The sequence below is a fragment of the bacterium genome, assembly GCA_023230585.1.
Taxonomy (GTDB): domain Bacteria; phylum Ratteibacteria; class UBA8468; order B48-G9; family JAFGKM01; genus JALNXB01.
In genome coordinates this window covers 18,927-30,639 of record JALNXB010000022.1, presented here as the reverse complement: position 1 = coordinate 30,639, position 11,713 = coordinate 18,927, and the positions used below count along the sequence as shown (strand labels likewise).

The window sequence follows — 11,713 nt, the reverse complement described above, 5'->3', positions numbered from 1 at the left end:
TGAAATATGATTTGATGTTTGAAAACTTTAATGAGTTTCAGTTAGTACAAAATTGTTAAAAATAAAAGTCTTTAGGGTAGAATTTTTTGACTTTTAACATAGGAGAAGAACAAAAGGCTTGAACCTTTTGTTAACAGCCCGATTCTTGCTTGAGTTGTAGTAGCACCTTGTAATTCGTGAATAGACACATACTTTTTTAACGAATAAAAGACAAAAAAATAATAAGGATAAATACGAGGGTTGCCACGTCATTAGAAGACATTCCTCGCAATGCCACAAAACGGCAGTTAAAGACATAAAAGAAAAGCGTATGTGGTGTCTACTCACTCTGGTACTACGGTGCATACACCTTCCCTCTTTTTGCCCTCTACCCTTGGGGGTTCTTGGGATAGAGAGCCCTCAGGGGTTTGCAAAGAGGTTAATGGGATGAGGCTTGTCCGCCGAAGCTTGTATTTTAGCGTAGGTGGAGGGGATTTTGCTTTACGCTTTCGTTTTTTACGTTCCCCCCCCCATTCCGTCTTTGCGAGCGCCTCTTGGCGTAGGAGGGGTTTCTTAGTGTGGCAATTCCCTTGGGGGGGGTGCAAAGAAGTTAATGGGACAAAATCTCAGGATGAGAGTGCGTGGATGGTTTGCTGAATATTTCCTACCACAGATATATTAATGATAAGTCAAAATGAAGATGGTTTTATTTGTAAGAAGTTTGTAGTTTGATACTGACAATAAAGGACGATAACTGGAGGCAAAATGTTGAAATCTAAAAACAAATTTCCTTTACTTCAAATTGCTCTCGATTTTACAGAAACTGAGAGAGCTATGAAGGTAGCAATAGAAGCTGTAAAAGAAGGTGTTGAATGGGTGGAAGCCGGAACACCTCTTATTAAATCTGAAGGTATTGGTGTGGTTAGGGCTCTAAAAAAAGAGTTCCCTAACAAGACTGTTATAGCTGATATGAAGATTATGGATACAGGAAGATTTGAAGCAGAAATGGCTTTTAAGTCAGGAGCTGATGTAGTGGTTGTAATGGGAGCAGCTTCTGATAGTACAATAAGAGAAGCAGTTGAAGCGTCCGTAAATTATGGTGGCAAGGTTATGGTGGATTTGATGGAAAACTTTGCTTCCGCCGAAAGAGCTATAGAAGTAGAAAAACTTGGAGTCCATTATATTGGGGTGCATATTCCAATTGATAACCAAATGAAAGGTAAAACAGATTTTTCTTTGATAAGACAGATTTCAGAATCTGTTGATATACCTGTTGCAGCGGCTGGTGGTATCAATTCTGAAAATATTGTTGAAGCAGTTAACTCAGGGGCTTCTATACTTATTGTTGGTGGAGCTATAACAAAATCTGTTAATGTTGAAGAATCTGTAAAAAATATTTATAAAGCCCTCAAAGATAAGGTTTCTATAAAAACAGACCTATACAAGAGAGCCTCTTTAGACGGTATAGACGCTCTCTTTAAAAAAATATCTACATCTAACCTAACAGACGCTATGCATAGGCAAGGTTGGGTGAGAGGGGTGGTGCCTATTTTGAAGGATAACTGTAAAATTAGTGGTAAGGCAGTAACTGTGCGTACATATCCCGGCGACTGGGCAAAACCTGTGGAAGCGATAGATATTGCTGATGAAAATTCTGTGATAATAATAGATGCTGGCGGGGTTGCGCCTGCTGTATGGGGAGAACTTGCAACCTGTAGCGCTATAACAAAAAAGGTTGCAGGGGTTGTTATATACGGTGGGGTAAGAGATGTTGAGGCAATAAGAAGATTAAATTATCCTATTTTTGCAACACTAATATGTCCTGAAGCGTCAGAACCGAAGGGGTTTGGAGAAATAAATGTTCCAATAAGGATAGGTAACCAGACAATATACCCGAATGATTGGATATTGGGAGATTCTGATGGAGTTGCAGTAGTTTCTCAGGATAGAGTAGTAGAAACTGTTAATAGGGCGATGGATGTGCTTGAAAGAGAAAACAGGATAAGAAAAGAGATACAGGATGGCGGAACATTAAGCAGTGTTGCAAACCTTCTTAAATGGGAAAAAATAAAATAAGGAGAAACAAGACGTGAATAGAGTCCTTAAGAAAGAGGTGCTTGGAGATAAGATTAAAAGGATGGAACTAAAAGCTCCTCTTATATCAGAGAAAGCTAAACCTGGTCAGTTTGTAGTATTGAGGGTTGATGAAAAAGGCGAAAGGATACCACTTACTATTGCAGGCGTAAATAAAAATAAAGGTACTGTTTCTATAATTTTTCAAGAACTTGGTACTTCAACAGTAAAACTTGGTCTGCTTAACGAAGGAGAGAAAGTCTTAAATATTGTGGGACCTCTTGGGAATCCAGTAGATATAGAAAACTATGGTACTGTCTGTATGGTTGTTGGAGGTGTTGGTGCAGCTTTTATATATTGGATGGCAAAATCTTTTAAATCTGTTGGTAATTACATTATCACGATAATGGGTGCAAGAAACAGTTCTCTTCTTATTCTTGAAAAAGAGATGCAAGAGTTAAGTAATGAGATTTATATATCTACAGATGATGGGAGCAAAGGTACAAAAGGGTTTACCACAGATATACTTTCAGAACTCATATCGTCTAACAAAAAGATAGATTACCTTTTTACTGCTGGGCCTATTCCTATGATGAAGAGAATAAGTGAAATTACCAAACAATCTAAAATAAAAACGATAGCAAGTTTAAACCCTATAATGGTAGATGGTACAGGTATGTGCGGAGGGTGCAGGGTAACAGTTGGTGGTGAAGTTAAGTTTGCTTGTGTTGATGGCCCAGATTTTGATGCTCACTTAGTGGATTTTGATGAACTACTTAAACGGACATCCCTCTACAAGAAAGAAGAAGCTCTTTCTTATAAACATAGATGTAAGATAGGGTTGGATAGACGATATGGAAGTTTTTGAGTTAAAGGTTGATAACACTAAACAATTGGCAATTAAAACATCTAAGGTGCTTGCCTCAGGGGGAGTTGCCATAATACCAACAGATACTGTTTATGGGATAGTATGTGACGGGCTTAATATAAAAGCAAAAGAGAAGATTTTTAGCATAAAAAAACGCTCTTATGAGAAACCTCTTATTGGATTTGTAGATAAAGTAAATAAAGCAGAACGTTTTGCGTATATGCCTCAGTATGCTCTATCTTTTATAAGAAAAAGATGGCCAGGAGCAACTACGTTTATATTTAAAAGTAGAGAAAACTTGGAATATATGGTTACTGGTGACGGTAAAGTTGCTTTTAGAATACCTAATTACGATTTTATACGTGAAGTTACGAAACATTTTGAAGTGGTTGCTTCCACGAGCGCTAATATTTCAGGTGAAAATAACCCCATCTCTGTTGAAGAGATGCCAGATACTCTTAAAAAAATGGCAGATATAGTTATATCAGCTGGAGATATTGAGAGGAACCCATCTGCTTTATGGGACGTAACAAAAAAAACACCTTGTTTGCTGAGAGGTAAAATTCTTTTTGTATGTTTAGGTAATACCTGTCGAAGCCCTATAGCAGAGTACCTATTGAAAGAAATGTTAAAAAATGCTGGTATTCAGATTAGAGTAGAGTCGGCTGGCTTAGGTATTTCTCACGAAAGCACAGCCGACCCATTAGCATATATAGCAATGGCAGAAAAAGGTATCGATATGGGCGATTTTGTTTCAAGACAGTTAACATCTTATATGGCAAAAAACTTTGATTTGATATATGTGATGGAAGAAGCACACCGAAACAAAGTTCTGTTACGCTTTCCTAACGCTGAAGATAAAGTAACTGTTCTTGGAGTAGAAGACCCTTTTGGAGAATCTCTCGATTTTTATAGAAGAATAACAGAGAAGATATCTCTTCTTATTAAAGAGGTTGTTCTTCCGAGATTGTGTTGCTATGAATCGGTTACAAAAGATAACCCCTTGTTGTAGGAGGTAATATGAAGATAGGAATAGGAAGTGACCACGCAGGTTACGATATGAAAGAATTTCTTAAAGACGCTTTAATTAAAGAAGGTTATGAAATTAAGGATTATGGAACAAGTATAAAAAAATCGGTTGATTACCCAGATTTTGCAGAAAAACTTGCTAAAGGTATAAAAAAACGAGAGGTTAAAACAGGTATTCTGATTTGTGGCACAGGAATTGGTATATCTATTGCTGCTAACAGGTTCTCTTGGGTAAGAGCAGCAAGGACCTGCACTATATATGATGCTGCTTTAGCAAGAGAACATAATAACGCAAACGTGATAGTTCTTGGAGGTAGAATAATAAGTAATGAACTTGCTATTCTTATGGTGAAAACTTTTTTAGAAACCCCTTTCCTTAAAGGGAGACACTCAAAAAGGGTCAGTAAACTTCAAAAAATGGGCGAGTAGGGTGGTTTTAAAGCCCAAGTTTTCTTAACTGGTATTCGTTTAAGCCAAGATAATGCCCAATCTCATGTAAAAGAACTGTCTCTACTCTCTTTTTTAGTTCTTCTTTCGTTCTACAACCATTCTCTATATTTCTTTTAAAAAGAATAATTTTGTCTGGCATTATAAGAGAATAACCTGAATTTTTTCTTTTTGGGAAAGGAACTCCCTGGTAAAGACCAAGTATATTGGAACTGTTACCATCTTCAACAAAAAACTCTACATTATCAAGTTTTTTTTTGATAAGTTTAGGAATTGTTGCCCATATATCTGTGATTAACTCTTCAAACTCTTCTTTTGTTACCAACATACCTTAATTATACTTTAAACTGTGAAATTCTGAAAAATTGTTTTTTTAGGATAAACATTGTACAATTTAATATATCACTACATACTTATCCTAAGTATGAATAAAAATTTAATCATCCCACTATGCAACTCTTGGGGTAAAGGAGAATGATATGGGTTTTCCACAAGATTTTTTTTGGGGGACAGCTACAGCATCTTATCAGATTGAAGGAGCAGCCAACCAAGATGGTAGAGGGGCGTCTGTTTGGGATATGTTCTGCAAAAAAGGTGGCAATATATGGAACCAACAGTCAGGCGAGGTCGCATGCGACCATTACCACAGATATAAAGAAGATGTTGCTTTAATGAAAAACTTGGGTGTCAACACTTACAGGTTTTCAGTATCTTGGTCAAGAGTCCTTCCTTCAGGAATAGGTAGTGTTAATGAAAAAGGTTTAGATTTTTATGATAGGTTGGTAGATGAACTGCTAAAGGTTGGTATAAACCCTTTTGTTACCCTTTTCCATTGGGATTACCCTTATGAACTTTACTGTAAAGGCGGGTGGCTAAACTCAGATTGTGCTGATTGGTTTGCAGAATATGTTTTGGTTATGGTAAACAAACTTGGGGATAGAGTTAAACATTGGATTACTCTTAATGAGCCACAATGTTTTATTGTATATGGGCATAAAGAAAATAAAGCTGCACCTGGCGATATGCTCGGAATAGAAGAAATTATACGTATAAAACATAATGTTATGGTTTCTCACGGTAAAGCCGTTCAAGCAATAAGAAAGTTGTTAGGAGAAGAGGCTTCAATAGGGTACGCACCAGTTGGAACTGTGGGAATACCTGCAAGCGAATCTGAGCAAGACATACAAACAGCAAGAGATTTTATGTTTAAAAGTTCCAAAAAAGATTTATGGTGTAACAGTTGGTGGATGGACCCTGTATATAAAGGGGTCTACCCAGAAGATTATCTAAATCTTTATGAAAAAATGTTACCTAAAACTTGGGCTGAAGATTTAGAAACTATTAACCAACCGCTCGATTTTTTTGGTATCAATATATATAATGGAAGAGTCCCGTTTAAGGGAGAAACGATAGATAATCCTGTTGTTCCTGAAAAAATTCCTTTAAACACACCTCTTACAAATTTTGGATGGCCAGTTACACCTAAAGCTTTATACTGGGGTCCAAGGTTTTTTTATGAAAGATACAAACTACCTATTATAGTTACAGAGAATGGTATGGCTAACGTTGATTGGGTTACTGTTGACGGTAAAGTTAGCGACCCTCAAAGGGTTGATTTTATAAAGAGATATCTGTCAGAATTTTCAAGAGCTTATAAGGATGGTGTGGATATTAAAGGTTATTTTCTATGGTCAATGCTTGATAATTTTGAATGGGGTGATGGATATAAACAACGTTTTGGTATTACTTATGTTGATTATGTTACACAGAAAAGAATACTAAAAGACTCTGCCTTATTTTACAAAGACGTTATAGCGACCAATGGAAGAACTCTCAATATATAATTTATTTGACTTATCTTTAAAAAAAATGTATAGTATTTAGTAATAGTGATAGGTTGAACATAAGAGGGAAAAATGAATCAGATTACTGAGTTGACATTTTTGAAGCAATTAGTGAAACGTTCAAAGATTCCTGTACCAGAATATGAGGTTATACCTATAGACAGGCATAAACTGAAAACCCTTTTTGATAAATGGGGTAAGGTCGTTATAAAAGCAGATGTTCTTGCAGGTAAAAAAGGGAAAGCTGGTCTGGTTAAGGTTTGTGAAGACCCATCAAAGGTACAACGAGAGATAAACAAGATTATCAATTCTGAAATTGATGGGAAGATGGTACGTACTGCTTATCTTTCTCAGTATATTCCTGCAGAGATGGAGGTATATACTGCTATAACTTACAATACAACTTTCCTTAGTCCTTCTCTGACTATTTCTCTTAAAGGTGGAATGGATATAGAAGAGATTGACGAGAAAGATAAAAAGACCATACCTGTTGATGTTTATCAAGGATTAAACGCCTACCAAGCAAGCCAAGCTTTAACTGCTCTGAAATGTCCGAGCGCTTTAATTAGCCCTTTTTCAAGAAACCTTGTTGATTTCTGGGATTTTTTTATTTCTAACGGAATGAGACTTTGCGAAATTAATCCTTGGAGAATCACTTCTGCTGGAAAAATCTTTGCTTGCGATTTTAAAGCTGTCTTAGATGAGGCAAATTTTAAAGCAAAAAACCTTGCAATCTCTTTCCCTGAATACCCAGCCAGCACCACTCCTTTTGAAGAAGAAATGAAAGAACTTGCTATATCTTCGCATCAAGGGCAGATACACGTTTCCAACCTTGGCGGGAAACTGGTGTTACCTATACTTTTTGGTGGTGGCTCTTCTACTATTATTATTGAAACCCTTATGAACTATGGTGGCGACCCAATTTTTCTTTCTGATTTTGGTGGCAACCCTTCTTACGATAGAATGCACGACGCTGCTTCGATATGTTTTAAACATCACATAAAGAACGCTTCGTTGCTTCTTATTCTTGGCGGTAAGGCTAACAATACAATGATTGATGTTACTTTTCAGGCGATTGCAAATGCTTTAAGTGAATATGTGGAAGAAAACGGACCTGTGCATCTACCTGTTATTATAGGGCGTGGTGGTCCTCGTCTTGCTAAAGGTATGTCAATTATGAAAGATACACTTGAAAGTCTTGGGTTACCGTATATAATATTTGGTTATGATACTCCAGTTACTATGGTAGCTGAATATGCTGCTAAATTAGCAAATGCTTTTAACTCTATGAGGAAAAATGAGAGCAAAGACATTGAATGATATTTTAAAGAAAGACGATAGAATTGCTGTTTCCAATATCACAGGAAGAGAAGCAAGCAAGGTTACAATTGCGTCGCAGAGATACTGTGGTAATATTGTAGGCGGTTGGGCTTTGGGGAAAGAAGGGCAGGTTATTGAATATGAATCTGGCAAAACAATTCCTGTTTTTCCAACCTTTGGGGAGTTGATGAAAATTATGCCCAAAGAATCCCATCCAAATAAAATTATAGTATATTCTCCCCCAGAGGCTGTTTATGGGGAGGTAAAAGAGATACTTTATTTTGGTAAAGATGTTGTTGAGACAATTTTTGTTATAACCGAACACGTATCAATAGAGGTAACTGCAAAAATTCATCTACTTGCTAAAGAGGCAAACGTAGATATTATTGGGTGCAACACCCTTGGGTGTATCAATGTGCACGATGGAGTTAGAGTGGGTGCAGTTGGAGGAGATAACCCACCAGAAAGTTTTAAAAAAGGAAGCGCTTGTATTATTTCTAATAGCGGAAATATGGTTACTACAATGGCTACCTACCTTCTATCTGCTGGTATAGGGACATCTTTTGGTGTGTCTACTGGAAAAGATACTCTTATACTTACTCCGTTAAAAGATTTATTGGCACTTGCAGAGAAAGATGAGAATACACGTTTTATTGTTTTATATGTTGAGCCCGGAGGTATATACGAAAAAGAAGCCGTTGATATGATGAGGAAAACAAAGTTTTCTAAACCTGTCATAGTGTATGTTGCTGGGCAGATTCTTGAAAAACAAGACGTTTCTTTAGGTCATGCTGGTGCGGTTGTTGAAGGACGTATGACAGGCGCTTCAGAAAAGATGGCACTCTTTGATAAATATTTTGGAATAGAACCTTTTGACCCGTCAAAAAAATATGGTAACATTCCTAAACTTTTAGATTCGCTTCAATTTAACGCCCTTCAAAAGGGTATTAGAATACAGACTCTCCACCATTTACCTGAGGCGGCAAACCTTCTTAGAAGAGTACATAAATGGGATAGAGATTTTAGCCCCGGGAAAGCGATACATTTTAATCCTTGGTTTATAGATTACGGAACATTGGGCAAAAAACTCCATGTTTCACTTTTACTCTCTTCTGGCACTATTCTTGAGCCGTATGCTACCCAGTTTACTCATTTGGCAGAAAACAAACTTGGTAAAAATGTGGTAAAACGGAATATGAGGAACTCAAGTTTTGCATCAGGGAACGATGGAGTTAATGTAACTATATACGGAGCCCCTGTAACAGAACTTATCAGTAACAGAAGTTTGACAGAAGCGGTTATTTTACATTGGTTTGGGGAACCTGTCCAACACAAATTCGAGGCAGAACTGGTAGAGATGTGTTTGATAGCTTCTTTAAGCAATGGCCCCGGAACAATATCGGCTCAAGCAGCAAAACTTTCCGCTTCTGCAGGTAACCTACCTCATACAGGAATGATAGCAGCTCTTGCCTCTATTGGAGAAGTCCATGGAGGTAACGGTAAAGAAGCAACAGAATACCTTATACGAATATTTGAGAAGACCAACCTTAACGACCCATACGATAAAAAAGAGGCAGACCAACTGCTTGAAACTCTTGTTAAAAACGAAGCGGAACGTTTTAAATCTCAGAAATTTTTGGCACAAGAATCGGGAGTGGAGTATGATAGAATACCTTGCCTTGGTCATCCTGTCTTTAAAGATAATCCAGTAAACTACGACCCAAGAGAGCAAGCAATAAGCAAGTATATGGAACAAGAAGGTGTTTACAACATATTTCTCGATTTTTATCACCGTCTTACTTTTGCTCTTAAAGGTACAGGTGCTACTTCGAAGGTGCTTGCAGTCAATATAGACGCTGCTATAGCGTGTGTATGTTTAGGTATCTCATGGGGGCTTCTTAAAGATAAAAAGATTACCTTAAAAAGAGCAGTTTCAATACCTTTTGTATTGTTTGCTTTTGGAAGAGCAGCTGGTGCAGCTGGAGAATTTCTTGACCATAGCGACCACGGAACAGGTATGGATATGAGAGTTCCTGCTTCGGAGTGCCAGATTCTTTCAAGAAGTAACCCTTTAGATAAATCTCGTTAAGTATTGGTTTTACTGGTATCGGCTGGAATAATCCCTCTCTTATATTTCCCCAAAAAACCTTTTTACTATATTTCTTGAAATATAATTTAGGGTTATTTGCAAACAATAAAATGTAGGTATTCAGTAGTTTTGCTTGCAGAATAATTTCTGTTTTCTTCTTTATCTGCTTTAAAACGATTATATTCTTTAGTGAAATATCCGTATTTTCCCCGTAAACTCATTATTTTTTTTATGTCATCCAGAGTCATTAATCCTTCATTATTATAACTTACAAAGATATAACGTGCTTTAGCATTCAAAATTAAATCTTTAAATACTTTTTTTACTTGTGTACGGGAGCAATATAGAGATTTTTCTTCAGTATATTTCCGCAGACCAGTTTTTCCATATATTGTTGGATTATCGTATTTAGCAATGGTTTCTAATAGATGATAATTTGTTGCATATTGGCGATGATTATAGGGTGGGTCTAAATAAAAAATATCACCACTAACTTTTTCTATAATTTTGTTTATATCAGCATTAAAAACCTCATGGTTTTGACCATTTATAATGAGTTCTGCTGGTTTCAAAACTAAACTTTTTTGAGCTGATTTTTTAAGTTTTTTTAAAAACGCACCATAAACAGAGGCAGTGTTTGCATATTTATCAATTGATTCAACTAAACTGGCAACTAAAAAATAGTATTCATTGTCAGAAATTAAATTTCTGTTTTTCCATTTTTCAATTTTTTGACGAATAGCGTCGCAGCTCATTCCATTTTCATCTGAAAAATACTGTCTTGTTTCTTTTTTATTTTTTGTGCCACCAAGACAATAATTTTTATAGATAAACCCTTCTACTCCTTTTAAATTTGAAAGGTAATTACAAACAAAGTTTTTTCTCTCCTTAATATCTATTTTTTCTAATTCTGAAATGTCCTTTACTAATTTGGTAAAACTTAATTCCTTATGATTTCCAATATAATGTTTGTTTAAAATATAACTATAATACTGAATATCATTAGCAATTATTTTATAACCCTTTTTTTTAAAATAACTTCCAACAACTCCTGTTCCTGCAAATAAATCGCAAAAAATATTACAGTTTTTATCAACGACTTTATTGATTGCTTCTTCTAAAAAACCTAATAGTGACAGTTTACTACCGATATAATTCATAATTTTAATTGTGTAATAAGATTACAAAACAAGGTACTTTATAATTTTTTTCACCTAAATTTTTATGTTTGTAGGTAAAATTTATTTCGATTGGATTATTTAAATCACTTGTATTGATAATTTCTCTGATTTTGTCTATAGAAACATCCTCATCAATATAAACAACCAATAATCTTGGGTCTGCTCCAAATCTACCTTCGTCTTGATATCTATAAAGATATTCTGCAACAAGTGCGGGGTTTGTAATTGCTTTTTTGCGCCAAGCATCCTTAAAATATTTTTTAAATTCTTTTGTTGGGCTTTTGGCAACTTTTTGGTCAAAAGACACTCCATTTATAAAGAAATCAACACCTCGCCTATGACTAAGTGTAGGTAAGATATTGTCATTTTTTTCAAAAATCAAAGTTTCTATAAAATCATTTCTAACTGTATTGATTTCCTTTATTCTTCTATATTTTACCGCTGCAACTTTTACTTTTTCGTCTTTTCTAAAACCATTTAGTTTTTTAGAATTTACTCCTTGTACAAAGGCATCAAAAGCTCCTTGAGAAAAAGGCCAAGCAATATTTCCAAGTTTTAAAGATTGCCATTCTTCTATAAGCACTTCCATTGCATTGTCTGCTTCTTTTCCACTTTTATATTTTTCAGTTTGTTTGAAAATTTCTCTTATAATTTTCTTGCCTTCTTCGTAATCCCAGCTATCAACAACAGTTTTCCAAAGTTGCTTAGTGTTTAAATCTAAAACTTTTTCACCAATATTTTGCCCCCGAGTTATAGTTCTAAATTTTAAGTTTTTTATGGGCTTAATACTATTTAATCGTAATAAATAATCGATTGCATTATCTTTGTTCCCTATAATTCTTTTAGCTAAATCGTCAGATAATTTTGATTTTATGTATTCCAT

Annotated in this window: 10 protein-coding genes; 7 read left to right on the top strand and 3 right to left on the bottom strand. The window is 35.6% G+C overall.

Annotation, left to right across the window (positions count from 1 at the left end; translation table 11 throughout):
- Positions 1-744 precede the first annotated feature (744 nt).
- The 4 genes from M0P98_05275 to rpiB are packed head-to-tail and all read left to right on the top strand — an operon-like array spanning position 745 to position 4,378.
- Positions 745-2,055: an orotidine 5'-phosphate decarboxylase gene (locus M0P98_05275; protein ID MCK9266276.1), complete on the top strand. Its 1,311-nt coding sequence runs from the start codon at positions 745-747 to the stop codon at positions 2,053-2,055.
- Between the two features lie 13 nt (positions 2,056-2,068).
- Positions 2,069-2,920 carry a sulfide/dihydroorotate dehydrogenase-like FAD/NAD-binding protein gene (locus M0P98_05270; GenBank protein MCK9266275.1) on the top strand — a complete coding sequence of 284 codons (852 nt, stop codon included), beginning with the start codon at positions 2,069-2,071 and terminating at the stop codon, positions 2,918-2,920.
- Positions 2,907-3,932: an L-threonylcarbamoyladenylate synthase gene (locus M0P98_05265; GenBank protein ID MCK9266274.1), complete on the top strand. Its 1,026-nt coding sequence runs from the start codon at positions 2,907-2,909 to the stop codon at positions 3,930-3,932. The genes M0P98_05270 and M0P98_05265 overlap by 14 nt, the downstream gene beginning before the upstream one ends.
- Positions 3,933-3,940: 8 nt before the next feature.
- The gene (gene rpiB / locus M0P98_05260) at positions 3,941-4,378 is read left to right on the top strand and encodes a ribose 5-phosphate isomerase B (GenBank protein MCK9266273.1); all 438 of its coding nucleotides are present in this window, start codon (positions 3,941-3,943) and stop codon (positions 4,376-4,378) included.
- A 7-nt stretch (positions 4,379-4,385) separates the two neighbouring features.
- Here the strand turns inward: rpiB and M0P98_05255 are convergent, their stop codons facing one another.
- Complete coding sequence (locus M0P98_05255; GenBank protein ID MCK9266272.1) at positions 4,386-4,724, bottom strand: metallopeptidase family protein; 339 nt, start codon at positions 4,722-4,724, stop codon at positions 4,386-4,388.
- A 151-nt stretch (positions 4,725-4,875) separates the two neighbouring features.
- On the opposite strand from M0P98_05255, the gene M0P98_05250 reads away from it, so the two are divergent.
- The 3 genes from M0P98_05250 (at position 4,876) to M0P98_05240 (ending at position 9,649) form a co-directional block, all read left to right on the top strand.
- On the top strand, positions 4,876-6,240 hold the full coding sequence (locus tag M0P98_05250) for a GH1 family beta-glucosidase (protein ID MCK9266271.1): 1,365 nt from the start codon (positions 4,876-4,878) through the stop codon (positions 6,238-6,240).
- Positions 6,241-6,312: 72 nt separating this feature from the next.
- Complete coding sequence (locus M0P98_05245; protein MCK9266270.1) at positions 6,313-7,560, top strand: hypothetical protein; 1,248 nt, start codon at positions 6,313-6,315, stop codon at positions 7,558-7,560.
- Positions 7,538-9,649: a hypothetical protein gene (locus M0P98_05240; GenBank protein ID MCK9266269.1), complete on the top strand. Its 2,112-nt coding sequence runs from the start codon at positions 7,538-7,540 to the stop codon at positions 9,647-9,649. The genes M0P98_05245 and M0P98_05240 overlap by 23 nt, the downstream gene beginning before the upstream one ends.
- Positions 9,650-9,741: 92 nt before the next feature.
- Here M0P98_05240 and M0P98_05235 read toward each other — a convergent pair whose 3' ends face one another.
- Together M0P98_05235 and M0P98_05230 are read right to left on the bottom strand one after the other, a co-directional pair.
- Positions 9,742-10,809 (bottom strand): DNA adenine methylase, encoded by a 1,068-nt coding sequence (locus M0P98_05235; protein MCK9266268.1) that lies wholly within the window; start codon positions 10,807-10,809, stop codon positions 9,742-9,744.
- A gap of 4 nt (positions 10,810-10,813) precedes the next feature.
- Positions 10,814-11,713, bottom strand: a complete 900-nt coding sequence (locus tag M0P98_05230; GenBank protein MCK9266267.1) for a hypothetical protein — start codon at positions 11,711-11,713, stop codon at positions 10,814-10,816.

Coding starts and splice junctions, on each gene's coding strand:
- M0P98_05275 (MCK9266276.1), top strand. CDS start 745: ATGTTGAAATCTAAAAACAAATTTCCTTTACTTCAAATTGCTCTCGAT.
- M0P98_05265 (MCK9266274.1), top strand. CDS start 2,907: ATGGAAGTTTTTGAGTTAAAGGTTGATAACACTAAACAATTGGCAATT.
- rpiB (MCK9266273.1), top strand. CDS start 3,941: ATGAAGATAGGAATAGGAAGTGACCACGCAGGTTACGATATGAAAGAA.
- M0P98_05255 (MCK9266272.1), bottom strand. CDS start 4,724: ATGTTGGTAACAAAAGAAGAGTTTGAAGAGTTAATCACAGATATATGG.
- M0P98_05250 (MCK9266271.1), top strand. CDS start 4,876: ATGGGTTTTCCACAAGATTTTTTTTGGGGGACAGCTACAGCATCTTAT.
- M0P98_05245 (MCK9266270.1), top strand. CDS start 6,313: ATGAATCAGATTACTGAGTTGACATTTTTGAAGCAATTAGTGAAACGT.
- M0P98_05240 (MCK9266269.1), top strand. CDS start 7,538: ATGAGAGCAAAGACATTGAATGATATTTTAAAGAAAGACGATAGAATT.
- M0P98_05235 (MCK9266268.1), bottom strand. CDS start 10,809: ATGAATTATATCGGTAGTAAACTGTCACTATTAGGTTTTTTAGAAGAA.
- M0P98_05230 (MCK9266267.1), bottom strand. CDS start 11,713: ATGGAATACATAAAATCAAAATTATCTGACGATTTAGCTAAAAGAATT.